Annotated in this window: 21 protein-coding genes; 12 read left to right on the forward strand and 9 right to left on the reverse strand. The window is 71.0% G+C overall.

Translation table 11 applies throughout. The annotated features are described in order from the left end of the window. Positions 1–22 precede the first annotated feature (22 nt). Together AC5P1C_RS06345 and AC5P1C_RS06350 are read right to left on the reverse strand one after the other, a co-directional pair. Positions 23–1,600 (reverse strand): amidohydrolase, encoded by a 1,578-nt coding sequence (locus AC5P1C_RS06345; RefSeq protein ID WP_493864663.1) that lies wholly within the window; start codon positions 1,598–1,600, stop codon positions 23–25. A 150-nt stretch (positions 1,601–1,750) separates the two neighbouring features. After that, entirely contained in the window at positions 1,751–3,211 is a 1,461-nt protein-coding gene (locus tag AC5P1C_RS06350; protein ID WP_493864664.1) for an APC family permease, read from the reverse strand. 235 nt (positions 3,212–3,446) lie between these two features. Between AC5P1C_RS06350 and AC5P1C_RS06355 the strand changes: the two genes are divergently transcribed. Beyond that, entirely contained in the window at positions 3,447–4,049 is a 603-nt protein-coding gene (locus AC5P1C_RS06355; RefSeq protein ID WP_493864665.1) for a TetR/AcrR family transcriptional regulator, read from the forward strand. 41 nt (positions 4,050–4,090) lie between these two features. Here AC5P1C_RS06355 and AC5P1C_RS06360 read toward each other — a convergent pair whose 3' ends face one another. Next, positions 4,091–7,093 carry a bifunctional [glutamine synthetase] adenylyltransferase/[glutamine synthetase]-adenylyl-L-tyrosine phosphorylase gene (locus tag AC5P1C_RS06360; RefSeq protein WP_493864666.1) on the reverse strand — a complete coding sequence of 1,001 codons (3,003 nt, stop codon included), beginning with the start codon at positions 7,091–7,093 and terminating at the stop codon, positions 4,091–4,093. Between the two features lie 116 nt (positions 7,094–7,209). On the opposite strand from AC5P1C_RS06360, the gene AC5P1C_RS06365 reads away from it, so the two are divergent. Further along, positions 7,210–7,722: a pyridoxamine 5'-phosphate oxidase family protein gene (locus AC5P1C_RS06365; RefSeq protein WP_493864667.1), complete on the forward strand. Its 513-nt coding sequence runs from the start codon at positions 7,210–7,212 to the stop codon at positions 7,720–7,722. Between the two features lie 250 nt (positions 7,723–7,972). Beyond that, positions 7,973–8,407 carry a VOC family protein gene (locus AC5P1C_RS06370; protein ID WP_493864668.1) on the forward strand — a complete coding sequence of 145 codons (435 nt, stop codon included), beginning with the start codon at positions 7,973–7,975 and terminating at the stop codon, positions 8,405–8,407. Between the two features lie 115 nt (positions 8,408–8,522). Here AC5P1C_RS06370 and AC5P1C_RS06375 read toward each other — a convergent pair whose 3' ends face one another. Both AC5P1C_RS06375 and AC5P1C_RS06380 read right to left on the reverse strand, forming a co-directional pair. Further along, on the reverse strand, positions 8,523–9,077 hold the full coding sequence (locus tag AC5P1C_RS06375; protein WP_493864669.1) for a hypothetical protein: 555 nt from the start codon (positions 9,075–9,077) through the stop codon (positions 8,523–8,525). A 155-nt stretch (positions 9,078–9,232) separates the two neighbouring features. Then, positions 9,233–10,594, reverse strand: coding sequence for a glutamine synthetase family protein (locus AC5P1C_RS06380; RefSeq protein ID WP_160504710.1), 1,362 nt, complete (start codon positions 10,592–10,594; stop codon positions 9,233–9,235). A gap of 309 nt (positions 10,595–10,903) precedes the next feature. On the opposite strand from AC5P1C_RS06380, the gene AC5P1C_RS06385 reads away from it, so the two are divergent. Beyond that, entirely contained in the window at positions 10,904–11,569 is a 666-nt protein-coding gene (locus AC5P1C_RS06385; RefSeq protein WP_493864670.1) for a thioredoxin-like domain-containing protein, read from the forward strand. Next, positions 11,566–12,189, forward strand: a complete 624-nt coding sequence (locus tag AC5P1C_RS06390) for a DUF305 domain-containing protein (RefSeq protein WP_493864671.1) — start codon at positions 11,566–11,568, stop codon at positions 12,187–12,189. Before AC5P1C_RS06385 ends, AC5P1C_RS06390 begins: the two co-directional genes overlap by 4 nt. 176 nt (positions 12,190–12,365) lie before the next feature. On the opposite strand, the gene AC5P1C_RS06395 is transcribed toward AC5P1C_RS06390, so the two are convergent. Further along, a complete protein-coding gene (locus tag AC5P1C_RS06395; RefSeq protein ID WP_493864961.1) occupies positions 12,366–13,337 on the reverse strand; it encodes a hydroxyacid dehydrogenase in 972 nt (323 codons plus the stop codon). A gap of 432 nt (positions 13,338–13,769) precedes the next feature. Here AC5P1C_RS06395 and AC5P1C_RS06400 point away from each other — a divergent pair, with 432 nt between their 5' ends. From AC5P1C_RS06400 to AC5P1C_RS06415, 4 genes are all read left to right on the forward strand, one after another. Then, positions 13,770–14,624: an ABC transporter permease gene (locus tag AC5P1C_RS06400; RefSeq protein WP_190081452.1), complete on the forward strand. Its 855-nt coding sequence runs from the start codon at positions 13,770–13,772 to the stop codon at positions 14,622–14,624. 95 nt (positions 14,625–14,719) lie between these two features. Next, entirely contained in the window at positions 14,720–15,583 is an 864-nt protein-coding gene (locus tag AC5P1C_RS06405) for a carbohydrate ABC transporter permease (protein WP_493864962.1), read from the forward strand. A gap of 64 nt (positions 15,584–15,647) precedes the next feature. Then, entirely contained in the window at positions 15,648–17,285 is a 1,638-nt protein-coding gene (locus tag AC5P1C_RS06410; protein WP_493864672.1) for a type 2 periplasmic-binding domain-containing protein, read from the forward strand. A gap of 122 nt (positions 17,286–17,407) precedes the next feature. Next, entirely contained in the window at positions 17,408–18,502 is a 1,095-nt protein-coding gene (locus tag AC5P1C_RS06415) for a LacI family DNA-binding transcriptional regulator (protein WP_493864673.1), read from the forward strand. Positions 18,503–18,683: 181 nt separating this feature from the next. Here the strand turns inward: AC5P1C_RS06415 and AC5P1C_RS06420 are convergent, their stop codons facing one another. Both AC5P1C_RS06420 and AC5P1C_RS06425 read right to left on the reverse strand, forming a co-directional pair. Next, positions 18,684–19,496 (reverse strand): alpha/beta fold hydrolase, encoded by an 813-nt coding sequence (locus tag AC5P1C_RS06420; RefSeq protein WP_493864674.1) that lies wholly within the window; start codon positions 19,494–19,496, stop codon positions 18,684–18,686. Then, positions 19,493–20,389 (reverse strand): DUF998 domain-containing protein, encoded by an 897-nt coding sequence (locus AC5P1C_RS06425; protein ID WP_493864675.1) that lies wholly within the window; start codon positions 20,387–20,389, stop codon positions 19,493–19,495. The genes AC5P1C_RS06420 and AC5P1C_RS06425 overlap by 4 nt, the downstream gene beginning before the upstream one ends. 113 nt (positions 20,390–20,502) lie before the next feature. Here AC5P1C_RS06425 and AC5P1C_RS06430 point away from each other — a divergent pair, with 113 nt between their 5' ends. The 3 genes from AC5P1C_RS06430 (at position 20,503) to AC5P1C_RS06440 (ending at position 24,829) form a co-directional block, all read left to right on the forward strand. Further along, on the forward strand, positions 20,503–21,030 hold the full coding sequence (locus tag AC5P1C_RS06430) for a hypothetical protein (RefSeq protein WP_493864676.1): 528 nt from the start codon (positions 20,503–20,505) through the stop codon (positions 21,028–21,030). 135 nt (positions 21,031–21,165) lie between these two features. Then, positions 21,166–22,914, forward strand: coding sequence for a multicopper oxidase family protein (locus AC5P1C_RS06435; protein WP_493864677.1), 1,749 nt, complete (start codon positions 21,166–21,168; stop codon positions 22,912–22,914). A 160-nt stretch (positions 22,915–23,074) separates the two neighbouring features. Continuing rightward, positions 23,075–24,829, forward strand: a complete 1,755-nt coding sequence (locus AC5P1C_RS06440; protein WP_493864678.1) for an NAD+ synthase — start codon at positions 23,075–23,077, stop codon at positions 24,827–24,829. Between the two features lie 68 nt (positions 24,830–24,897). Here the strand turns inward: AC5P1C_RS06440 and AC5P1C_RS06445 are convergent, their stop codons facing one another. Further along, a complete protein-coding gene (locus AC5P1C_RS06445) occupies positions 24,898–26,115 on the reverse strand; it encodes an MFS transporter (protein WP_493864963.1) in 1,218 nt (405 codons plus the stop codon). Between the last annotated feature and the right edge of the window lie 191 nt (positions 26,116–26,306).

Below are 26,306 nucleotides of genomic sequence, written 5' to 3' on the forward strand. Positions count from 1 at the left end.
TCTGGTGCGGCCCTCCGCGCGTTCAGCCGCGGTGCGTGATATGCCCTCCGCTCACGGTCAGGCGGACCGGTGCCTGCGCCACCTCGTCGGCGGGCGCCTCGACCGGATCAAGGCCGAAGGCCGTCAGATCCGCCCGGCTGCCGGGCGCGATCCGTCCCGCCACCCCCCGCTCACCGGCGGCGATCGCGGCGTGCGAGGTACAGCCTTCCAGGGCCATCAGCCCGGTGAGACCCTCCGCCGCTGAGGCCGCTCCGCGGGGCGCTCGCGCGGTGGCCAGGACCTGGCGCGCGTCATAGTGCGCGATGGGCCAGTCGGAGCCCAGGGCCACGACGGCCCCGGCGTCCCGCAGATCCCGCGTCCGCCAGGCCCGCGCGGCCCGCTCGTCGCCCAGCCGCTTGGACCATTCGTCGGTGTGGTCGGCGCGCGTGTACGCGGTGTGCGGGGGCTGCATGGAGGCGATGACGCCGAGCTCCGCGAAGCGCGGGACCGTGTCGTCCGGGACGGTCTCGATGTGCTCGATCCGGTGCGCGAGGCGCCCGCCGGGGCCCAGGGACGCGACGGTGTCGAGCACGTGCCGCACGGCGGCGTCCCCGATGGCGTGGGTCGCCGTCCGCACTCCGGCCGCGTGCAGGTGGCGTACGGCGTTCGCGTACGCCTCCGGGTCCGGCCAGAAGGCCTCGGTGCCCTGCCCGTGGCAGTCGGCGTGCTCCAACCAGGCGGTGCCGCCCTCGACGGTGCCGTCCATGAAGAACTTGGCCCCGCCGACGAGCCAGTGCCGCCCGCGCCTGGCCTGCAGCGCGACGAGCTCGTCGAGGCCGCTCTCGTCGACGCCCGGCATGCACCAGGGTGCGAGGCGCAGCCGCAGCGGAAGGTCGCCTTCGGCCTCGACGGATGCGAGCAGTCCGGGTACGTCGTCGCCACCGAGGTCCATGACGTGGGCGCCGGTCAGGCCGGTGGCCGCCATCGCGGAGAGCAGCTCTACGAGACGGGTGCGGCGCTCGGCGTGGGACGGCCGGGGCAGGACGGGGGTGATGAGGTCCATGGCGGCGTGCTCGATGAGGTGGCCGGTGGGGTGCCCTTCGTCGTCGCAGACGACGGTGGCGCGCTGGGCGAAGGCGCGGGGGCCTTCGACGCCTGCCGCACGGAGGGCTGCGCCGCTGACGAGGGCGGAGTGGCCGTCGTAGAGGCGGATGAAGGCGGGGGCGCCGTCGAGTACGTCCTCGATGAGGTCGCGGTGGACGGGCCGCCCGCCGAAGGCGTTGTGGTCGAGCCCCCAGGCGATGACCCATCCGTCGACGCGGGGTGCCGCGCGCAGGGCGGCGCGGAGGCCGTCCGGGTCGGTCACGGTGGAGAGGTCGATGCCGGTGGCCATCTCCAGGCCCCAGATGGGATGGCTGTGGGAGTCGACGAGGCCGGGGGTGAGGGTGGCTCCGCCGAGGTGGAGGGTTTCGGTCTTCGGGCCGCGCCAGTCGCGTACGTCGGCTTCGGCGCCGACCGCCGCGATGTGTCCGTCGCGGACTGCGAGGGCGGTGGCGTGGGGGCTGGTGGGGTCGAGGGTGCGGATATCGGCGCCGGTGAGGATGAGGTCGGCGGGGGGCACGGGGAACTCCGTTCGGGTGCGGGTGGGTGGTTGGTTGCGGTTGAGCGGCTTCTTCCCCCAACCCCGCCCCTTCCCGAAAACCCGCTCGGCGCGGGGGCCGCTCCTGGGCGCAGGCACGGTTTTCGGGGAAGGGGCGGGGTTGGGGAAAGATCAGTTCGGCTCCGCCGCGAAGCTCTCGTACACCTCCGGTCGACGGCGACGCAGTCGCGCAGCAAGAGCCAGCCCGAGGACGAAGACAGCAGGAGCGACCCCCACCAGGATCGTGTTGACGAAGGGACTCGCCCCGGTGAAGACGTCGATATGGCTGGCGACCAGGACCAGGGCCCCGCTCAGCAACACCGTCGCCACCACCGGCGCCACCACCGTCCGCACCACCCCCTCCCCGTGCGATATCCGCCGGAAGTAGAAGGGAACGGCCACCGCGGCGATCAGCTGGAGCGCCAACAGGCCGATCATTCCAGGGGTGTTGACCCAGAGCAGGAGCTGCGCGTAAGGGTCTGCGTCCGCCGCCGCGAAGGCGATGACCACCACCGCCCCAAGGACCGTCTGCGCCGCCCCGGCGACGTACGGCGACCGATGCCGCCCGTGCACCCGGCCCAGCGCCTTCGGCAGCACACCCTCCTCCGCGAGCCCGAGCCCGTACCGGTTGATCGCGTTGTGGAAGGCGAGGAGCGACGCCAGCACGCTCGTCACGATCAGTACGTGCATCAAGTCCGCGGCCCAGCCCCCGACATAGGTCGTGATGGCCGAGAAGAAGAGACCCGCCGGGTCCGAGCCCGCCGCCTTCACCACCGCCTCGTCGCCGAAGGCCTGGATCACCGTCCAGACGACGAAGGCGTAGAAGAGCCCGAGGAAAGCCACCGCGATGTACGTCGCGCGCGGCACCGTCCGGTCCGGATCGCGTGCCTCGCGGCGGTAGATGACGGTCGACTCGAATCCGGTGAACGCCGCGAAGGCGAAGGCGAGTACGGCGGCCGTGCCGGGGACGAAGACGTTCCCGGGGGCGAAGCCGTCCAGGCTCAGCCCCTCTTCCCCGCCTCCCTTGATCAGGACGCCGCCCGCGAGCAGCACCAGGATCCCGGTCTCGGCGACGAGCAGCACGCCGAGCAGCTTCGCGCCGAAGTCGATCGAGCGGTATCCGGCGTACCAGATCAGGAGCAGCCCGGCGAGGGACACGGGAAGCCAGGGGATGTCGGCGCCGAACAGGGCCTGGGAGGTGTCCTGCGTGGCGGTGCCCAGAAGGCCGTAGACACCTATCTCCATGCCGTTGTAGCCCAGCATGGCGAGCAGCGCCGCGGCGATGCCGGCGGGGCGGCCGAGGCCGCGGGTGATGTACGCGTAGAAGGCGCCGCCGCTGCGCACGTGGCGGCTCATCGCCGTGAATCCGACGGCGAAGACGGCGAGCGTGATCCCGGCGAGCAGATAGCCGACGGGCGCGCCGATGCCGCCCAGGGAGATGGCGATGGGGGCGACGCCCGCCATGACGGTGAGCGGGGCGGCGGCCGAGATGACGAAGAAGGCGATGTCGGCGGTGCCGAGTGAGCCGCTGCGGAGCGTGGGCCCGGCGGTCTCGCCCACGGCGGGCGGCGGCTCTGGGGAGGTGACGGACATGCGCAGGGAAGCCCTTCTGCGGCGGGCGGGGGCAGGAGGCGGCCTGGGTCCGGGCGGCGGGGAGTAGGCCGCCCGGACCCGAAACCTAAAGGCTTTCGGTTTCGGCAATGTAGCCTCTCTTCAGGCTCACGGGAAGACTTCGCCGCAGACGAGAACCCGGTGCGAGTCGACGAGAGCCCGACGCGAGTCGACGACAACCTCGCGAGAAGCCGAAGAGAATCGGGGAACAGGACCCATGGGACGGCCGCGCACCCCCCTGCTCGACAGGGAGCGCATCACGACGACCGCGCTCGCCCTCATCGACGAGCAGGGCGACTTCAGCGTCCCGCAGATCGCCAAACGGCTCGGCGCACAGACCGGCTCGGTCTACCACCACGTCGACGGCCGCGACGGCATCGTCGAGCTGCTGCGGGAGCGGGTGTGCGACGCGATCGACACCGGCACCCTCGATCCGCGCCGCCCTTGGGACGCTTCCCTGTCCGCCTGGGGGCGCTCCTACCGCGCGGCTTTCGCGGCCCACCCCAAGGTCATCCCGCTCCTCATGACCTCACCGGTGCGCGCGCCCCGCGTACTGGAGCAGTACGAGCGCGCGGTGACGCTGCTCATCGACGCCGGGTTCGCCCTCGCCGACGTCATGCCGGTGATCATCGCCCTGGAGAACCTGGTCCTCGGCTCGGCCCTTGACCTGGCGGCGCCGGAGGCCATGTGGGAGCTGCCGGACGAGGCGTCGACGCCCGCACTCGCGCGTGCCCTGGACGCCGCGCCCAAGGGGCACGCCGACCGCGCCTTCGAGCTGGCGCTCACGGGGTTCCTGGCACACGCGCGGACCATGCTGTAGCCACCCGCGGGGCCTCGGCAGCCACCCGCCGAGCCACGGTGCTACGCCCCGTAGAACCTCTCCTCCATCACGGCCCGCGCCCTGCGCGTGATCCGCCGGTAGTCGTCCAGCATGTCGCCGACGTGCCCGGGGTCGTAGCCCAAGTACCTTCCCACAGCGGCCAGTTCGCGTCCGTCCGAGGGGAACGTGTCGCCCGCACGGCCCCGCACCAGCATCACCGCGTTGCGCACCCGGGCGGCCAGGACCCACGCCTCGTCCAGGATCGCCGCGTCCTCGGTCGGGATCAGCTCGGCCGCGCAGGCCGCCGCGAGGGCTTCGCGGGTACGGGTCGTCCGCAGGCCCGGTTCGACCCAGCCGTGGGTCAACTGCATGAGCTGGACGGTCCATTCGACGTCCGAGAGGCCGCCGCGGCCCAGCTTGGTGTGGAGCGTGGGGTCGGCGCCGCGCGGCATGCGTTCCGCCTCCATGCGGGCCTTCAGGCGGCGGATCTCGCGGACCGCGTCCTCGCCGAGGCCCTCCGCGGGATAGCGCAGCGGGTCCACCAGGTCGATGAAGGCGCGACCCAACTCGGCGTCTCCCGCGACTGGTTCGGCACGGAGCAGCGCCTGGGACTCCCAGACCAGTGACCAGCGGCGGTAGTAGGCCTCGTACGAGGCGAGCGTGCGCACCAGCGGGCCGCTCCTGCCCTCCGGGCGCAGATCCGCGTCGATCAGCAACGGCGGGTCGGAGCTGGGGAGTTGGAGGAGCCTGCGCATCTCCGAGACCACCTGCGACGCCGCCTTGCCCGCCTCCTGGTCGCCGACGCCCTCGCGCGGCTCGTGGACGAACAGGACGTCGGCGTCCGAGCCGTAGCCCAGTTCATGGCCGCCGAAACGGCCCATGCCGATCACCGAGAACCGCACCGGCAGCGTGTCGCCCCAGCCCTCGCGGACCACCGCGCGGAGCGTCCCCGCGATGGTCGCCGCCGTGAGGTCGGAGACCGCGTCGCCCACCCGGTCGAGCAGCGCGCCGGGGTCGGCCGCCGCGGGACTCTCCTCCGTGCCGTACGAGCCGATGATGTCGGCCGCCGTCGTGCGGAACAGCTCGCGGCGGCGGACGCCTCGCGCCGCCGTCACCGCTTGTTCGGCGCCGTCCGCGCGGCCCACCGCGGCCAGGACCTCCTGCTCCAGGTGGGCGTGGTCGCGCGGGTCGAGGCCACGCTGGTCGCCGAGCAGGGCCACCGCTTCCGGGGCGCGCAGAAGAAGGTCGGGGGCCAGGCGTCCGGCGGACAGGACGCGGGCGAGGTTCTCGGCGGCGGCGCCCTCGTCGCGCAGGAGCCGCAGGTACCAGGGGGTCTTGCCCAGGGCGTCCGACACCTTGCGGAAGTTCAGGAGGCCCGCGTCGGGGTCCGCCGAGTCCGCGAACCAGCCCAGGAGCACGGGAAGCAGGGTGCGCTGGATCGCCGCCTTGCGGGTGACGCCCGACGCGAGGGCCTCCAGGTGGCGCAGGGCCGCGGCGGGGTCGTGGTAGCCGAGGGCCACCAGGCGTTCGCGGGCCGCCTCCGTGCTCAACCGGGTCTCTACGGGGGCGAGTTGGGCCACCGCGTCCAGGAGCGGGCGGTAGAAGAGCTTCTCGTGCAGGCGGCGCACGACCGAGGTGTGCCGCTTCAGCGCGCGGTTCAGCTCGGTGATCGGCTCCGTGCGCATGCCCAGGGAGCGGCCGATGCGCCGCAGGTCCGCGTCGTCCTCGGGAATCAGGTGGGTGCGCCGCATCTTGAAGAGCTGGATGCGGTGCTCCAGGGAGCGCAGGAAGCGGTACGCGTCGTCGAGCTGGACCGCGTCCACGCGCCCCACGTATCCGCCGGCCGCGAGGGCCTCCAGGGCCACCAGGGTCGAGCCGCTGCGGATCGAGGTGTCACCGCGGCCGTGCACCAACTGCAGGAGCTGTACGGCGAATTCGACGTCCCGCAGGCCTCCGGGACCGAGCTTCAGCTCGCGGTCGACCTCGCCCGCCGGGATGTTCTCCACGACCCGGCGGCGCATCTTCTGCACGTCGGGCACGAAGTTGTCGCGCTCGGCCGCGTGCCAGACGAGGGGCGCGAGCGTGGCGACGTACTCCTCGCCGAGCGCCAGGTCCCCGGCCACCGGGCGGGCCTTGAGCAGCGCCTGGAACTCCCAGGTCTTGGCCCAGCGCTGGTAGTAGGCGAGGTGGCTGCTGAGGGTGCGCACCAGGGGCCCGTTACGGCCCTCGGGGCGGAGGTTGGCGTCGACCGGCCAGATGGTGCCCTCGACCGTGGTCTCCGAGCAGATCCGCATCATGTGCGAGGCGAGCCGGGTCGCGGCCTGGATCGCCTTGCCCTCGTCGGCGGCGTCCGTGCCCTCCACGGGTTCACCGACGAAGATGACGTCGACGTCCGAGACGTAATTCAGCTCGTGTCCACCGCACTTGCCCATCGCGATGACCGCGAGCCTGCACAGCGCGGCGTCCGCGGGCGCCGCGACCTCGGCCATCGTGAGCGCGGCGCGCAGGGTCGCCGTCGCCAGGTCCGCGAGCTCGGCGGCCGACTCGGCCATGTCCGTCGTGCCGCAGACGTCACGGGCCGCTATGGCGAGCAGGCAGCGACGGTAGGAGACACGCAGGGAGACGGGGTCGGTGGCGTCGGCGAGGCCCTGCTCGAACTCCTCGACCCCGGGGTGCAGGTCGGCCAGCTCGTACGTGACCAGGGCCCGCCAGTCGCGGGGATGCCGGGCCAGGTGGTCGGCCAGGGCCTCGGATGCGCCGAGCACGCCGAGCAGCCTGTCGCGCAGCGGCTTGGCGCTGACCAGGGTGTCGAGCAGCTCCCTGCGGCCGGTTTCGTCGGCCTGGCCCTCGACCAGACGTACGAGGCCCAGGAGCGCGAGGTCCGGGTCGGCGACGGCGCCCAGGGCGTCAAGGAGCACCGGATCGCTGCGCACCGCGGACAGCTCGGGGGCCGCGAGCAGCCGCTCGGCGGCGGACGGATCGGTGAAGCCATGCCGCAGCAGCCGCGTGAACGTACTGCTCCTGCGCCCTTGCGGCAGTGTCATGCCCGCGCCTCCGTTCGATCACCTGGCCCGAGCCTACGGCCTGACCGATGAGTTCTGCCCGCGTGCGGAGTCCGTACTTGGACGGGAGCATTGGTGTCGGTGTCAGGAGGCGGACCATGTCGAGCAAGGAACCCCGTACGGAACTGGACGCGCGCTACAGCAGTACGGGGGCGGCGGCGACCCCCTGGTCCGACGCCGTGCGGCAGCTCAAGACGGCCGAGCTCTTCTGGATCTCGTCCGTACGTCCCGACGGCCGCCCGCACGTCACACCGCTGCCCGCGGTCTGGCTGGACGACGCGCTGCACTTCTGCACGGGACCCGAGGAGCGCAAGGCACGGAACGTGGCGGCCAACCCCGAGGTCGTGCTGACCACGGGCAACAATCTCTGGGACAAGGGCCAGGATCTGATCGTCGAGGGCTCCGCGGTCCGGATCACCGACGACGAGCGGCTGCGACGCCTCGCTGCGGCGTGGGAGGAGAAGTACGGCAGCTTCTGGCACTACGAAGTGCGGGACGGCTGCTTCCACCACGGGCCCGGCCACGCGCACGTCTTCGAGGTGGCCCCCCGCACCGCCTTCGGCTTCGGCAAGGGCGAGCCGTTCAGTCAGACGCGGTGGCGGTTCACGTGACGCGTCCTCACTCGCCCCCTCACTCGACGGACGAGGAGACACACCTGATGGACTGGACACTCGAGGTGGTGACGGTTCCTGTCACCGACCTGGACCGCGCCAAGGACTTCTACGAGAACCGGTGCGGCTTCAAGGCGGACCTGGACACCCCGGCTGGTCGGTGCAGGAGGCTCCGAGTCCGCTTTCGGAGCGCTGAGACGGGGTGTGGCGGAGCGCTGACAGGGGCCCCTCGCCCTGATGTACTCGGCCCATGGAATACACACTCGAGGTGATCCCGCTCCCCGTCAGTGACGTCGACCGGGCCAAGGAGTTCTACCGCGACAAGCTCGGGTTCCACGTGGACATCGACACGGAGGTCATGCCGGGCATGCGCATCGTCCAGCTGACCCCGCCGGGCTCCGGCTGTTCCATCGCCCTTGCCGACACCCTCTGGGAGACGATGGACGGCCCGACCCCGGCCCCCGGCTCCTACCAGGGCCTCCAGCTGTGCGTCGCCGACGCGAAGGCGGCACACGCCGAGCTGACGGCACGCGGCCTGGAGATCTCGGAGCCGGTGGCGCACGCGCCGCAGGACGGCGGGACGTTCATGTACTTCAAGGACCCGGACGGCAACGGCTGGGCGATCCAGGAGTACCGGGTGCGGGCGGAGACGCCCTTGCGTGCGGCGATCGTCAGCGCCCCGTAAGGGGCGCGGCCCGAGAATTGCCGCGGTCGCGTCTGCCGGGTTGCCCGGTGGATGCGGCTGCGGCTTTCTTGTGGCTGCTCTCGCAGTTCCCCGCGCCCCTGGCGGGGCGCTGCGCTCACTCCGTTCTCAGCTCGCGGCTTCCCGCTCGGTTCTTCGCGATGTTCCGTGTCTTCTTGGTGCGGGCCGACCCGGCGACCACGGCGAGTACCGCCGGCGACCTCGACCACTGGGCGAGGTGGCGCTGCATCCAGTCCGTGACTTCCGCCAATTCGGCCGGTGTCGGCACGTGGCCGTCCTTGACGGACAGGTGGAACAGCCAGTCCTGGATGCGGCGGCGGATGAACTCGCGGAATGACTCCGTCTCGAGCCGTTCGATCTCCGGCAGTAGTTCGTCCGACCACTGCCGGAACTCGTCAGGACCCGTCACTTCATACGCGATCTCGTCCACGAGGGCGACCACCGCCGTCTTGGACCCCATTTCATCGGGGTCGCGCAGGATCGTGCCCACGATCGCGCGGTCCTGGTCTCGGCTTTTCGAGGAAGCGATCACCGAGACGACGCGGAGGTAGGCGGACGTCCGGGCGTGGCCGTCCGCGACGGCTTCGTCGATGTCCACGTCGATGATGCCGGCCTCTGCCAGCAACCCGGCCACATCGGAACGCAATGTCATTGCTTCCTCCCTACTTGCAGGCTCCCTCGGCTTCCGCCCACGGCCACGGCCCACGGCCCGACGGACGGCCCAGCCCCACCCACGCTTCGGGGCGGCCGGTCCATGACCGGCCGCCCCGAAGGCTTGATGCGGCGCGAAGGTGCCCCGACCCGCGCTTACAGCACCGGCAGGTTCTTCCGCAGCTCGAAGGCCGTGACCTCTGACCTGTACTCCTCCCACTCCTGCTTCTTGTTGCGCAGGAAGAAGTCGTACACGTGCTCGCCCAGGGTCTCGGCCACGAGTTCGCTGCGCTCCATCAGCGCAATCGCCTCGCCCAGGTTCTGCGGCAGCGGCTCGATCCCCATCGCGCGGCGCTCGGCATCGCTCAGGGCCCAGACGTCGTCGTCCGCGCCCGGCGGCAGCTCGTAGCCCTCCTCGATGCCCTTGAGGCCGGCGGCCAGCAGGACCGCGTACGTCAGGTACGGGTTCGCGCCCGAGTCGATCGAGCGGACCTCCACCCGGGCGGAGCCGGTCTTGCCGGGCTTGTACATCGGGACGCGGATGAGGGCGCTGCGGTTGTTGTGGCCCCAGCAGATGTACGAGGGTGCCTCGCCGCCCGCGCCCGCCGTGCGCTCCGAGCCGCCCCAGATGCGCTTGTAGGAGTTCACCCACTGGTTGGTGACCGCGGAGATCTCGGCGGCGTGCTTCAGGAGGCCCGCGATGAAGGAACGGCCCACCTTGGAGAGCTGGTACTCGGAGCCGGACTCGTAGAAGGCGTTGCGGTCGCCCTCGAAGAGGGAGAGGTGCGTGTGCATGCCCGAGCCCGGGTGCTCGGAGAAGGGCTTGGGCATGAAGGTCGCGTTGACCCCCTGCTCCAGCGCGACCTGCTTCATGACGAGGCGGAACGTCATGATGTTGTCGGCCGTGGAGAGCGCGTCCGCGTAACGCAGGTCGATCTCCTGCTGGCCCGGCGCACCCTCATGGTGGCTGAACTCGACCGAGATGCCCATGGATTCGAGCATCGTGATCGCCTGGCGGCGGAAGTCCATCCCGACGTTCTGCGGAGTGTGGTCGAAGTAGCCGGAGTTGTCGGCGGGGGTGGGGCGCGAGCCGTCCAGCGGCTTGTCCTTCAGGAGGAAGAACTCGATCTCGGGGTGGGTGTAGAAGGTGAACCCGAGGTCGGAGGTCTTCGCCAGTGCCCGCTTGAGGACGTACCGCGGGTCCGCGAAGGACGGGGAGCCGTCCGGCATGAGGATGTCGCAGAACATCCGGGCGGTGCCGGGGGCCTCCGCGCGCCAGGGCAGGACCTGGAACGTCGACGGGTCCGGCTTGGCGATCATGTCCGACTCGTACACCCGGGCGAATCCCTCGATCGCCGAGCCGTCGAAGCCGATGCCCTCGTCGAAGGCCTGCTCCAGCTCAGCAGGAGCCACCGCGACCGATTTCAGGAAGCCGAGGACATCCGTGAACCACAGGCGTACGAACCGGATGTCGCGCTCCTCCAGTGTCCGGAGCACGAATTCCTGCTGCTTGTCCATCTTCCGCTTCCACCCATCCTTGCTGGTCAGGCCGTCTGCGTCCGCGCAGAGACCGCGCCGTGTTCGCGCTGTGCTTCTCGTCGGGGACACATCGGGGCACATGAGCATCCCACCACACCGTTTCGAGCGCGTTGCGGGCCATGCGCCGCCCTGTGCCCATAGTGCCTGCTGATCGGTGCGCCCGTAACAGCGGGCGGCGCCGACTGCCCCTACAGCCCGCCGGGCTCGCCCATTACGATCAGCGCACTGCTCCACCCTGTTCCGCCACGCGCGTCCCGCCCTTTCCGCCGTTTCGCCGAAGGACACACCATGGGTTCCGCCAAGAACACGAGCAACGCATCCCGCAAGGCCCGGATAGAGGAGATGCGCCGGGCAGAGCGCGCACGCGACCGCCGTGGCCGCATCATCACGATCACCCTGAGCGCGGTGGTGGTCGCCGCGCTCGCCGTGGGGGGTGTCGTCCTCTTCCAGCAGGCGGACGACTCGGACAAGGTCGCCGCCGACGGAAAGTCCGCGCCGAAGTTCACGACGACCTCGGACGGCGAGAAGGTCTGGGACGCGAAGAAGCTGGGCCGCACGCACGTCACCAAGGACGTCAGCTACGCGATGACGCCGCCGGTGGGCGGCGACCACGACCAGGTGTGGATGAACTGCAACGGCGACGTCTACAAGGACGAGCTCCCGGAGCGCAACGCCGTGCACTCCCTGGAGCACGGCGCCGTCTGGGTGACGTACAACGACAAGGCGAAGGCCGCGGACCTGAAGAAGCTCGAGGCGAAGGTGAAGCAGACCCCGTACTCCCTGATGAGTCCGGTCGCGGACCAGAAGGACCCGATCATGCTGACGGCGTGGGGCCACCAGCGCACGGTGACCGGCGCGGCCGACCCCAAGGTCGGCTCGTTCTTCTCCACGTACGTACAGGGCAAGCAGACCCCTGAGCCGGGGGCCGCCTGCACGGGAGGCAAGGGCCAGTGAGGCGGCGTACGTGCTGGGCGGTCGGGGCCGTCGCCGCGGCGGTCGTCGCGGCCGGCGGGATCACGGCCGCGGTCGCGTCGACGGACGGCTCGTCCGGCACGCCCGCTCCGACCACGGAGTCGGCCGACGCGGGCTTCGCCCGGGACATGGCGACGCACCACCAGCAGGCGGTGGAGATGTCGTACATCGTGCGCGACCGCACGAAGGACGAGGAGATCAGGCGCCTCGCGTACGACATCGCCCAGACGCAGGCGAACCAGCGGGGCATGCTGCTCGGCTGGCTCGACCTGTGGGAGCTGCCGAAGGTGCCGGAGGGCGCCCCCATGGAGTGGATGGGGATGGGCGACATGCCGCCGGGCGAGGACGGTGCGCTGATGCCGGGGATGGCGACGAACGCCGAGCTCAAGGAGCTCGGGAAGCTGAGTGGGCGGGCTGCCGAGGTGCGGTATCTCCAGCTGATGACCAAGCACCACAAGGGCGGGGTCCATATGGCCGAGGGGTGCGTGGATCGGTGCGAGGTGGGGGCGGAGGTACGGCTCGCGCGGGGGATGGTGGCGTCGCAGGAGTCGGAGATGGAGCTGATGGCGGGTCTGCTGAAGGCGCGGGGAGCAAAGCCGTAGCTCCGCGACCGGGGCCCGGGGTAGGCCTTGGCCCCCGCCGATGGGGCCCCCGGCCGAGGGGGGCAGCCCCTCCGAGGGGCAGCCCGTCCGATGGGACACCAGCCCGTCCGGCGTTTGAGGACGAGCTCGGCGGAGCCGGCGATGGGCGGCGAGCAAGACCCCGGCGGACAGGACCCCTACGCCAGCCGAGAAAGCTCCTCCCGCCGAAGCCGCCCCCGCAGAGGCGCCCCCGCCAGAAACCTCTCCACCTCCCCCACAGCGAACTCCCCCAGCCTCCGCACCTCGCTCCCCTGCGCCCCCGCAACATGCGGGGTGACAAGCACGTTCGGCAGCACCAGCAGCGCATGCCCCGCAGGCAGCGGCTCGGGATCCGTCACGTCCAGGAACGCGTCCAGGCGCCCCGCCCCGCACTCCCGGGCCAGCGCCTCCGTGTCGACCAGTGAGCCGCGTGCCGTGTTGATGACGGTGCCGCCGTCCGGGATCAGCTTCAGCATCTCCTCGCTCACCATGCCCCGCGTCTCGAGCAGTTGGGGCGCGTGGACGCTGACGATCGAACTGCGGCGGCACAGCTCCGGCAGGTCGACCAGCTCGACGCCGAGACCGGCCGCCTCCTCCCGTGTGACGTAGGGGTCGGTCAGGAGCACGCGCCAGCCCGCGTCCGACGCCCGCAGCGCCGCGATCACTCCCCGCCCGATCCGCGACGCCCCGATGATGCCGATGGTGCGGGCGTCCGCGCCGGTCCGCTCGGTGAAGGGCGGCCACCCGGCGGTGTAGCGCGCCGCGGTCGACAGCGCGCCCTTCGCCGCGAAGGTGATCGCGGCGAGCGTGTAGGCCACGACGGGCCCTGCGTTGGCGTCGGCCGCCGACGAGACCACCACGCCCCGGCCCCACAGCGCGTCCGTCACCACGGGTTTCACCGATCCCGCGGCATGCACGAGGGCCCGCAGCCGAGGCGCGAGGGCGAGAACCTCCGCCGTGACCGGTGGGCAGTCCCAGCCGGTGACCAGGATCTCCGCCTCGGCGAGCACCGCCCGTGCCTCTGCTCCGGTGAGCGATCCGGCGAGCAGGGCAGGGGCCAACTCCACGCTCCGGGCGAGCCGTTCGCGGATGTAGGGGGCGAAAACCCGGTCGGCCACCTGCGCGCTCATCGCGAGCACGGCGATCGGCGGACCGACCGACGGACCGGCCTGTGGGCCGACCTGTGGGCCGACCTCCGGGCCGACCTGTGAACCGACCGGGGCACTGATCGGCGGGCCCTTCAACTCTGCCTGGTCTGCCACTCGATGACCATCCCTCGTAGTAACCGGTTACCCAACAGCGCCTGGAGGCTAGGCCGAAGTCAGGACGGTGGTCAAGAGATCGCAGGGGCAAGGGGGTTGACCGGGGTTAGTAACCGCTTTAGATTCCGGTCACCTTGTTCCGACGACGGAGGGGCTGCCGTGTCAGCGGTGACGAAGGACCGGACGGAAACCGAGGCGGTGAAGCCGCCCGGCAAGCGCAGCATCCGGCCAAATGGCAACAAAACCAAGCGTGATGAGCGATGGAAACGGTTTCGCTCCTCGCGGGTCCTGCTGCTGCTCATGGTGCCGGGGGTCGCGTACTTCCTGGTGTTCCACTACGGCGCGTTCATCGGGAACGCCGTCGCCTTCAAGGAGTACGTCCCCTTCGACGGCCTCTGGGCCAGCCCCTGGGTCGGCTTCGAGAACTTCGACCGGATGTTCGGCGACCCGGACTTCTGGCACGCGACCTGGAACACCCTCTTCCTCGCGGTGCTCCAGCTGGTCTTCTTCTTCCCGGTCCCGCTCGGCCTCGCCCTGCTCCTGCACAGCCTGACCTCGGACCTGACGCGGCGCTTCGTGCAGTCGGTGGTCTACCTGCCGCACTTCCTGTCGTGGGTCATCGTCGTCGCCCTGTTCCAGCAGGTGCTCGCCGACACCGGCCTTCTCAACTCGGTGCTGGGGCAAGCGGGTCTGCACTCCGTCGACATCATCGGCAACCCCGACGCGTACCCGGCGCTCGTCGTCGCGCAGGTCGTCTGGAAGGACGCGGGCTGGGGCACGATCATCTTCCTCGCCGCGCTGATGCAGGTGGACGAGCAGCAGTACGAAGCGGCGGCCATCGACGGGGCGGGCCCCTGGCGCCGCTTCTGGCACGTGACGCTGCCGTCCATCCGGCCGGTCGTCATCCTGCTCCTGATCATGCGGCTCGGCGACATCCTCTCCGTCGGCTTCGAACAGATGCTGCTGCAGCGGCAGTCGGTGGGCCCCGAGGCCGGTGAGGTGCTCGACACCTTCGTCTTCTGGCAGGGCATCGTCGGCGGCGACACCGGATACGCCGCGGCGGCGGGCCTGTTCAAGGGCGTGGTCGGCGCGATTCTCGTCTTCGCGGCCAACAAGGTCGCCCATCGCCTCGGCGAGCAGGGGGTCTACAAGTGAGCAGCACGAAAACCGCCGCGATACGTCCCGGGCGACCCGTTCGGCCCGCTCGCCCGGCGCGCGGCTCCGCACGCCGCCCCGTACGCCCCTCCTGGATGGAGAAGCCGAAGCCCGTCACCCAGGTCGCCAAGGCCCTGGCGATCGTCACCATCCTGGCCATGGTCTTCGTGCCGTTCCTGGTCATCATCTCGACGTCGTTCGCCTCGAACCGCGAGGTCATCGCCAACGGCGGCTGGGTCCTGTGGCCGCAGCACCCGACCCTGCGCGCCTACGAGCAGGTCTTCCAGGGCGGCATCGTCACCAAGGCGCTCGGGGTCAGCGCCGGCATCACGGTCGTCGGCACCCTCGCCTCGCTCGCGTGCACGACGTTCCTGGCGTACGCGCTGAGCCGCCCCAAGGTGTACGGCGGGAAGCCGATCCTCCTGATCGTCCTGTTCACCTTCCTCTTCCCGCCCGGCATGATCCCCGCGTTCCTGCTGGTCAAGGGCATGGGAATGCTGGAGAGCTACAGCGCCCTGATCGTCCCCGTCCTCATCAACGTCTTCAATCTGGTCGTCCTGCGCGGCTTCTTCCAGGGCGTTCCCGAGGAGCTGTACGAGGCGGCGCGGCTCGACGGCGCGAACGACTGGCAGATCCTGTGGCGGGTCGTGCTCCCGCTCTCCAAGGCGGCCCTCGCGGTGGTCGGCCTGTTCTACGCGGTGAGTTACTGGAACGCCTGGTTCCATGCCTCGATCTATCTGAACTCCGACCACTGGCCGCTCCAGCAGGTCCTGCGTACGTACGTCATGGGCGGCTCGCAGATCGCGGACACCGGACTGAGCGACGCGGCGAACGTCTCGGCGCCCCAGACGATGCAGATGGCCGTCCTGGTCGTCGCCACCGTGCCGATCCTGATCGTCTACCCCTTCCTCCAGAAGTACTTCACCAAGGGCGTGCTCACGGGCGCCATCAAGAGCTGAGCCACCACCTCTGCGCACGACCACTCCGCACGTCCGAAAGGTTGACACTGTGTCCGGTTCCTCGATGTCGCGCCGTACGCTGCTGCGCTCCATAGCCGTCGGCGGGGCCGCGGTCGCGGCCCCCTCCCTGCTCACCGCCTGCTCCACCGATTCGAGCGGCGGCGGTTCGGTCAGCAACGCCAACAAGAAGGCGACGCCCTGGCCTTCGTACACGCCCGCCAAGGGCCCGACCCCCGACCTCGCGCCCAGCACCGAGGGCGTACAGCCCGGGTTCACCAAGTATCCCCAGAAGCTGGTCGCGGCGACGGCCGAGAAGCCGGGCACCGGCAAGCAGAAGATCAAGGTCATGACCATCACCTACGGCACACCGCCGAAGCCGGTCGGATCGAACAAGTACTGGCAGGCGATGAACGAGGCCCTCGGTGTCGAGGTCGAGTTCTCGGTGGTGCCGGACGCGGACTTCCGCTCCAAGATGTCCACCCTGATGTCCGGCGACGACCTGCCCGACATGATCAACTTCGGTGGCGGCTACGTCCTGCCGCGCGAGTCGCAGTTCGTGAAGTCGCGGTGCGCGGACCTGTCGGAGCACCTGTCGGGCGACGCGGTGAACGACTACCCGAACCTCGCCAACATCCCCACGTACGCGTGGGAGGGCATGGGCCGCGTGTCCGGCCGCATCTACGGCCTGCCGGTCGAGCGCGCCAAGGTGCAGGGCGCGATGTTCATCAACCGCGAGGCCTTCGACAAGGCGGGCTACAAGCCGGGCATGTCGGCGGCCGACTTCCAGGCGATGGCCGGGGAAGCCTCGCAGAACAAGAAGTACGCGCTCGGCGCTTCGTCGGTCGGCTACTTCGGTTACCTCTACCACGCGATGTGGCACGGCGCGCCGAACCAGTGGCAGATCAAGAACGGCAAGGTCAACGACATGTTCGGGACCGACGAGTTCAAGGCCGCCCTCGAGTACATGTCCAAGATGCGCAAGGCCGGTTCGTACAACTCCGACGCCACCTCGATCTCCCAGGTCGACCTCAAGACCCAGTTCTACAACGGTACGGTCCGCTCGATGACGGACGGCTGGGGCGCGGTGATCTCCAACGCGCAGGGCATCAAGGACGAGTTCACGCTTGACGCCGCCGTGCCGTACGTGGTCGAGGGCGCGACGCCCGTCTACCAGCAGAACCGCGGCTGTTTTGGCTACACCGTCATCAAGAAGGCGTCCAAGGACCGCGTCAAGCTGATGCTGCGGGTCCTTGACTGGCTGGCGTCGCCGTTCGGCTCCAAGGAGTACGAGCTGATGCACTCGGGCGTCGAGGGCACGCACTTCGAGTACGACAAGAACGGCGACCCGATCCCCACCTCGCTCGGTCTGGTGGAGAACAGGACGAACCTCCCCTTCGCCTACCTCATGGACGCGCCGCAGCCCTTGTACTTCCCCGGCTATCCCGATCTCACCAAGCGCCTGCACACGTGGGAGAAGGCCGTGGTGCCCCACCTGGTCCGCGACGACCACTGGGGCCTGATGTCGGACACGTACAACCGGCAGGGCGCGTCCATGCAGCAGATCATCGAGGACGGTGTCACCGCGATCGTCTCGGGCCGCAAGAAGCTGTCCGACTGGGACGCCGTCTACAAGAAGTGGCAGTCGCAGGGCGGCTCCAAGGCACACGCGGAGTTCGCAAAGGAGTACGAGGCCGCGCACTGATCCGGGCGGGCACGGGATGATGGTCCGGGGCGGGGCTGCCGTGGGGGCAACGCCGCCCCGGGTTCCGCTACTTGACGCGGATACTGCTGCTGGGCCCGGATACTGCTACATGAGGAGACACAGTGGGTGAGCGGGTCACCATCCGCGATGTGGCGGCGCGGGCCGGCGTCTCTGTCGCGACCGTCTCGCGGGTCCTCGCGGGCAACTACCCGACGTCGACGGCGTCGCGTGCGAAGGTGCTGCGGGCCGTCAAGGACCTCGACTACGTCGCCAACGCGCACGCGCGCGCGTTGGCGGGCGCGGGCCGCAAGACGATCGCGGTGCTCATGTTCGAGCTGGTGAGCTCCTTCTACGCGCAGGTCGCGCAGGGCGTGGAGATGGAGGCCGCCCAGCGGGGCAGGCTCACCCTGGTCGCGTCGACGAACAGCGATCCGGCGCGCGAGCTTGCCCTGGTGCAGATGATGCGCGAACAGGCCGCCGAGGCGGTGGTCCTCGTGGGCGGTGTCATCGAGGACGACGAGTACCGCGAGCGGATGGCGCGGTACGCGGAGGCGCTCGCGGCGGCGGGCTCGCGGCTGATCCTGTGCGGACGTCCGGCGCCGGCGCCGGACGTCCCCGCGCTGGTCGTCGAGTACGACAACGAGGCGGGCGCGTACGCGATCACGAGCCACCTGCTGGGGGCGGGCCACCGCAAGATAGCCCTGATCGGCTACCAGCCCGGCCACACCACCGGCGAGGACCGCGTCGCGGGATACCTGCGGGCGCTGGCCGACCACGGGGTGCCACGCGAGGAGGCGATCCTGCACGGCATCGGATTCGGGCAGCACAACGGGTACGAGGCGATCATGGACCTCCTGAAGAAGGCGGACGGAAAGCCCGACTTCACGGCGGTCTTCGCGGGCGACGACAGGGTGGCTGCGGCCACGATGATCGCGCTGCGGGAGCACGGGCTCCGGGTCCCGGAGGACATCTCGGTCGTCGGCTACAACGACGACCCCGTGGCGGCGGACATCACACCCGGCCTGACGACGGTGCACATCCCCGCGGAGGAGATGGGCCGCACAGCGGTCCGCCTGGCCCTGGCGGGGACACCGCGGGCGGGCCAGGAGAGGCATCTGCTGGGGACGCACATCGTGATCCGGGAGAGTGTGCGGGGGCTCAGGGGGAGCCGGGCACTCCGGGGGAGCCGGGGGAGCCGGGGGGACGCCACTTCCTAGTGGCCCGGCGGTATTTCCTGGTGGCCCGGCGGTATGCCCTGGACCGCCGCTCCGCGGCGGGGTGCCTCCCGCCCACCCGCCCGATTACCCGGCAGCACCTGGTAGTTCGGGGCGGGGGTACTGCGGGGCAATCGGATGGATGGGCGGGAAAGATCCGCCGCGAAACGGCGGTTCAGGGACCTCACGCGGGCGTGGCCCGCACCGCCTCCGCCACGTCCCCCGGGGCGTCCCGCATCAGGAGGTGGCCTGACGGTTCCGCGACGCGGAAGGCCGCGTCGAGGGAGGAGGCGAGGGCCCGCTGGCGGGCGAGCCAGTTCACCGCGCCCCCCGCATACGCGGCGAGCACTGTCACCGGAAGCCGACCCGGGAGGATGAACTCCCGGCGGACAGAGGCGAGTTCGGTCGCCACGTCGCCGTACGTCGCGTACTCCAAGAGCGAGCCGCGCAGCACCCGGCTCGAACCGTAGACCAGCCTCACCGCTTCCGCCGAAGCCGAGTCACCCCGCACCGCCACCCTCCGCACCGCGGGCCCCACCGCCCGCGGCAGCCCCACCCCACTCAGTACCGCCCCGCCTGCCCGAGCCGCCGCAACCCGCGCCCCGCGCGGGACCCGTACTCTCGGTCGCTCCTCGACGCTGGAGTCGAGCAGGACCAGGCCCGACGTGCGCGCCGGGAAGAGGCGGGCGAACGCCTCGCAGTGGAAGCCGGCCAGCGAGTGCCCGACCACGGTGGCCGGTCCGGCCAGGCCCAGCGCGTCCAGGACCCGAGCGATCCGCTCCGCCTCGCCCACCAGCGTGGGCGGCACGCGCGCGTGCCCGCTCAGCCCCGCCCCCGGCCGGTCGAAGCGGACGACGGTCCGCGATGGGGCGAGGATCTCCACCACCGCGTCCCAGTCGAACCACGCGAGCCCGAGCCCCGAACTCAGCACGCACACCGGCCCGCTCCCCGTCACCTTCACGTGGTGCGGCACGCCCCCGATCCGTACGAAGCTCATCCGCGCCGCGCCCCCACACGCGCCACCGCACGCGCCACCGCACACGCAAGAAGCCCCATCCAGACCGCGATCAGCAGCACCTGGAGCCGCTGGCCCACCCCCAACCCCCATGTGCCGTGCCCCGCGTCGAAGGCGGCCACGGCGGCCAAGGTCCAGGCGGTGGCGGCCAGTTCGAGGAGTACGAGGCCGAGGCCGAGGGGGCCCGCGAGGGAGCGCAGGATCCCGTACCGCCGAGCGGCGAGCGTCAGTGCCACCATCCCCACCACCGCCCCCGTCACCGCGACGCTGCTGCTCACGGCGTGCGCCGCGTGCGCCGCCGGTACGAGCCCCGCCCGCTCCCTGGCCACGCATGCCGCGTCGGCGGTCGGCGCGCAGCTCAGCGGCAGCCGCGAGTCGACCGCGGTGGCCGCCCCGAACAGCACGAGCCCCGCCCACCCCACGGTCGTCCACCTCCGGCGCGGCAGCAGCCACAGCAACGCGCCCACCGCGCCCGCCAGGACCAGCAACCCGGCGATCAGGTCGGCGCTGCGGAACAGCGCGCCGAACGGCTGGTCCTGGGCCGCGAGTTCACTGACGTACGAGCTGACCGGTGACAGCCCCGTCCCGAGAAGGGCTTCGAGGATCCACGTGCTGTAGGCGAGCGCACCGAGTATCAGGAGGGCCGAGACGGCGACAGCGGCGGCACGAGTGCGGGCGGGGCGGGGCTCCGCCCGTGAGGTCGGCACGGCGGCGCTGACGGCGCTAGTCGGCGACGACACGCGAGTCCCCGCCGCGTCCGCCCCGTCCGCCGCGTCCGCCGCCTCTGCCGCGTCCGCCGCCTCTGCCGCCTCTGCCGTCTCCGCCGCCTCTGCCGCCTCTGCCGTCTCTGCCGTCTCTGCCGTCTCTGCCGTCACCGACTGATGCGTACTGCCGCGCCGGTTTACCCATAGTCCTCATGGGCTCATGATCAGTGGAGTGTCGGGGGGCCGCATGTCGCGGGATACCCGCCGGGGGTAAGGTTCCGCCCATGGTGGCCACGAAGAGATCAGTGAACGGCAGGCAGCTCCTGCTGCTCGCCGCCCTGCTCTTCGGCATCGTGACGATGCACACGCTGGGCCACCCGACAGGCCACTCGACAGGCCAGCCGGCGGATCATTCGACGGGCCACTCGTCGAGCTCCACGGCGGCTCACTCGACGAGCCACTCCACGGGCCACTCCACGGGTCAGGCGGCCGACCGCTCCAGCGGGGCCGAACAAGCCGCCCAGCCGCATGACATGAGCGGAAGCAGCACCGGGCACGAGCACGCGCGGCCGACCCTGCCCGCGGCTTCAGCCCCCACCGGCACAGGCGGGATGGACGGCATGGACCCGCTCTCCGTCTGCCTGGCGGTCCTCGCCGCACTCACCCTCGTACTGCTGCTCAAGGCGGGCCTGCTGCGGCCCGGCGGCTTCGCCGTCCCCGTGCGTCCGCTCGCCCGGCTGCGCGACGGGCCGCGGCCCAACCCGCCACCGCCCCGCATACTCCTCTCCCGCCTCTCGGTGCTGCGCATTTAGGCCGACGCACCGGCTGCTTCGCGCTGCCCGCGTCCCGGCGGAGTCCTCGATGGGAACCTCCGGGCGTCGAGCGGTGTACCAGAAGCAGCAGATGCGCCCATCTGCACGCACCACTAGGACGAGGTGTACTCAGCCATGCGCACTCAACCCCTGCGCACCCCCGCAAGCCCTTCACCCGACGCCCCTTCACCCGACGCCCCTTCACTCCGCACCCCTTCATCCCGCACCCCTTCACGCCGCGCCCTGCTCGGCGCCGCGACCGCCGCTGCCGGTTCGGGCATCCTGACGGCCTGCTCCGGCTCCGGCTCCGGCCCGGACTCCGCCCACGCCGGGCACGGCCGCGGCTCCGAGCCCGAGGGCTATGTCGACCCCTCCGGCAAGGAAGTAGCCGACGCGGAGAAGAAGCGAGCAGGCGACGGCACGGTCCGCGAGGTGAAGCTCATGGCCATGACGGCCAAGCTCGACCTCGGCGGGCGCACGGTCAGGACCTGGGCGTACGGCGACCAGCTCCCCGGCAAGGAAGTGCGCGTCACCGCGGGCGACACCCTCGCCCTCACGCTCGCCAACCACCTCCCCCAGGCCACATCCCTGCACTGGCACGGCCTGGCCCTGCGCAACGACATGGACGGCGTCCCCGGTCTCACCCAGAAGGACATCAAGCCCGGCGCCGACTTCACCTACCGCTTCTCGGTGCCGCACCCGGGGACGTACTGGTTCCACCCCCACTCGGGCACCCAGCAGGACCGCGGTCTGTACGCACCACTGATCGTCGAGGACCCCAAGGAGCCCTTGAAGTACGACAAGGAGTGGGTCGTCGTCCTGGACGACTGGGTCGACGGGGTGGACGGATCGACACCGGACGCCGTGCTCGCGGAGCTCAGCAAGGGCATGAGCGACCACGACATGGGCGGCGACGGCGGCGAAGGCGCCGGGGGCAACGAGGGAGGTGACACGGGCGGCGGCATGGATCACGGCGGCCACGCCATGTCGAGCATGTCGCTGCGGACCGACGCGTCCCCCGAGCCGAAGTCCACCCCCGGCTCATCCGGACCGTCCCGCATGATGATGGGCGCCAAGAGCGACCTGCTCGGCGGCGACGCGGGCGACGTGGCGTACCCGCACTATTTGATCAACGGCCGCACGCCGGACGCCCCTTCCTCCTTCAAGGCACGCCCAGGCGACCGCATCCGCCTGCGCATCATCAACGCGGGCGGGGACACGGCCTTCCGGGTGGCGCTCGGCGGCCACGAGATGACGGTGACGCACACGGACGGCTTCCCGGTGGAGCACGCGAGGACGGACGCCCTGCTGCTCGGCATGGGCGAGCGCTATGACGTCCTGGTCACCGCCAAGGACGGCGTGTTCCCGCTGACCGCGGCGGCCGAGGGAAAGAAGGCCGCAGCCCTGGCGGTCCTCCGCACAGGCGGCGGCGCGGCACCCACCCCGTCGACCCGCCCCAAGGAGCTGAAGGGCCGCCTCCTGACGGCGGACAAGCTGCGGGCGGCGCGGTCCGTGGCCCTCCCGTCCCGCGAGCCGGACCGGACGATCAGGCTCCGGCTGACCGGCGGCATGGCGAAGTACGACTGGGCCTTCGACAAGAAGCCCTACTCCCCCGGTCGGCGGCACCCGATCCGCGCGGGCGAGCGCGTCCGCCTGGTCTTCGCCAACTCGACGACGATGTGGCACCCGGTCCATCTGCACGGCCACACGTTCGCCCTGGCGAACGTGGCGGGCGGCCCCCGTAAGGACACCGCGGTCATCTTGCCGAACGGCACGCTGACCGTGGACTTCGACGCCGACAACCCGGGCCTGTGGATGATCCACTGCCACAACGTGTACCACTCGGAGGCAGGAATGATGACGGTCCTCGGCTACCGCCGCTGACCGGCCCCCCGTGGGGCGCCCCCGCCGGGGGTGCCCCACACCCGACCCGCAGAGCATCGCGTCACACGACGCGCAGAGCATCGCGTCACACGACCCGCAGAGCATCGCGTCCACCCGTCCGGCAGGACATCGCGTCGCTCTGACGATTACACTGGGCGGCGTGCCTCAACTACGCCTCGCCCTGAATCAGATCGACTCGACCGTCGGCGATCTCGCCGGGAACGTCGAGGCGATCGTCCGCTGGACCCGGCACTCCGCCGAGCAGGGAGCGCACCTCGTCGCGTTCCCCGAGATGGCGCTGACCGGCTATCCCGTCGAGGACCTCGCCCTACGGTCGTCCTTCGTCGACGCCTCGCGGGAGGCGTTGCGGACGCTCGCCGTGCGGCTGAACGACGAGGGGTACGGCGAGCTGCCGGTCGTCGTCGGATATCTCGACCGCACGGAGGAGGCCAAGCCCAAGTACGGCCAGCCCGCGGGCGCCCCGCGTGACGCCGCCGCCGTGCTGCACCGGGGCGAGGCGGTCCTGACGTACTCCAAGCACCACCTGCCGAACTACGGCGTCTTCGACGAGTTCCGCTACTTCGTGCCGGGCGAGACCCTGCCGATCGTGCGGGTGCACGGCGTCGACGTCGCGCTCGCCATCTGCGAGGACCTCTGGCAGGACGGCGGCCGAGTCCCCGCGACGCGCACCGCGGGGGCGGGGCTCCTGCTCTCCATCAACGCGTCGCCGTACGAGCAGAACAAGGACGACGTACGCCTCGAGCTGGTGCGCAAGCGCGCGCAGGAGGCGGGCTGCACCACCGCGTACCTCGCCATGATCGGCGGCCAGGACGAGATCGTCTTCGACGGCGACTCGGTGGTCGTGGACCGGAACGGCGAAGTCATCGCGCGGGCACCGCAGTTCGCGGAGGGCTGCGTGGTCCTCGACCTGGAGCTGCCCGCCGCCGCGCCCGAGCCACCGTCGGGCGTCGTGGACGACGGGCTGCGGATCGAGCACGTCACGCTCTCCGAGGAGCCCCTGGCCGCGTACGAGCCCGAGCTCACCGGCGGGTACGCCGACCGGCTCGACGACGACGAAGAGGTGTACTCGGCGCTGGTCGTCGGGCTGCGTGCGTACGCCGCGAAGAACGGATTCAGCAGCGTGTTGATCGGCCTCTCCGGAGGCATCGACTCCGCGCTCGTCGCCGCGATCGCCTGCGACGCGCTCGGCGCGCGGAACGTGTACGGCGTCGCCATGCCGTCGCGCTACTCCTCCGAGCACTCCATCGGTGACGCGGAGGAGCTGGCCCGGCGTACGGGGCTGAACCTGCGGACCGTGCCGATCGCCCCGATGTTCGACGCGTACATGGGCTCGCTCGGTCTGACCGGGCTCGCCGAGGAGAACCTCCAGTCGCGCCTGCGCGGCACGATGCTGATGGCCCTTTCCAACCAGGAGGGCCACATCGTCCTCGCCCCGGGCAACAAGTCCGAGCTCGCGGTGGGGTATTCGACGCTCTACGGCGACTCGGTCGGGGCGTACGGTCCGATCAAGGACGTCTACAAGTCCCTGGTCTTCCGGCTCGCCGAGTGGCGCAACCGCGCGGCCGTCGAGCGCGGCCAGACACCGCCGATCCCGGAGAACTCCATCAGCAAGCCGCCGAGCGCGGAGCTGCGTCCCGGCCAAGTGGACACGGACTCGCTGCCGGACTACCCCGTCCTCGACGCGATCCTGGCGATGTACGTCGACCGGGACCAGGGAGCGGACGCGATCGTCGCCGCCGGGTACGACCGGGAACTCGTCGTCAAGACGCTGCGGATGGTGGACACCGCCGAGTACAAGCGGCGGCAGTACCCGCCGGGCACGAAGATCTCCGCGAAGGGCTTCGGCAAGGACCGCCGGCTGCCGATTACCAATCGATGGCGGGAATCCGTCTGACCCCGCGGTGGGTGGGGACCGCCCTGTACCGCCGCTTCGCGGCGGATCGTTCCCACCCACCCACCCGATTACCCGGCGTGGGACGTCTCACGGTCAGACACCGCGTGCGCCGCCACCAAGCGGCCACTGCCGGACACCGGCGACCGCAGGTCCACCAGGTACGCCACTCCAGCCACCCCGAGGCCGAGGACCGCGAGCCCCGCGCCCACCACGGCCGGTGACGTCACCCCGAGGCCCGCGGCAAGGGCGAGGCCGCCGACCCACGCGCCGCCCGCGTTGGCGAGGTTGAACGCCGCCTGGTTGGCGGAGGAGGCCAGGGACGGTGCCGCCGACGCCTTCTCCATGACCATCAGCTGCAGGGGCGAGCCCGTCGTGAACGCCGCCATGCCGAGCAGCGTCACCGCGAGCGCCGCGCTCCACGCCGCCCCCATGAGGACCGGGAACAGGGCGAGGACCACCACGAGCGCCGTGAGCCCGCCGAAGAGCGTGCCCCGCAGGGAGTGGTCGGCGAGCCGGCCGCCGAGCAGGTTGCCCGCCGTCGCGCCGACACCGAACAGCGCGAGCAGCAACGTAACGCTGGACTCGGCGTAGCCCGCGGCATCGGTCAGCATCGGTGTCACGTAGCTGTACGCGGAGAACAGTGCCCCGAAGCCCGCGACGGTCGTGCCGAGCGCGAGCCACACCGGAACGCTGCCGAGCGCGCGCAGCTCCCCGCGCAGGCCGCCGCTCTCGCCGTGGCCGTGGTCGGCGGGGACGAGGAGGGCAAGCGCGCCGATCGCCGCGAGGCCGATCGCGCTGACCGCGAGGAACGTCGCGCGCCAGCCGAGCTGTTGGCCCATGGCCGTGGCCACGGGCACGCCGACGATGTTGGCGACGGTCAGGCCGAGGAACATGAGCGAGACGGAGCGCGCCTTGCGCTCGGGGGCGACGAGCCCCGTGGCGACCACCGCGCCGACGCCGAAGAACGCGCCGTGCGGGAGGCCGCTGAGGAAGCGGGCGGCCATCAGCCAGTGGTAGTCGGGGGCCGCCGCCGACAGCGCGTTGCCCGCGACGAAGAGCACCATCAGGCCGATGAGCACCCGGCGGCGCGGCATCCGCGCGGTGACGGCGGCGAGCAGCGGTGCGCCGATGACGACACCCAGGGCGTACGCCGAGACCAGGTGCCCGGCGGTGGGGATGGATATGTCCAGGTCGTCCGCGACGTTGGGCAGCAGGCCCATCATCACGAACTCGGTCGTACCGATGCCGAAGGCGCCCACGGCTAGGGCGAGCAGGGCCAGGGGCATGAAGAACCTTCCGGGGGAGCGCATGAGGGAGTGGTGTTCCGTAAGTTTACTTCCGGAACAAAGCCTCTCAGGCCCAGTATTCCGTGAGGTTAAGAGCGGATGTGCGGTGCGCTAAGCGCGGGGCCACGCAGCGTTCCGTACGCGACTGCGGGTGCGTCGTGGCTGGGCGCGCGGTTCCTCGCGCCCCTTCG

The organism is Streptomyces sp. A18, from assembly GCF_059026065.1.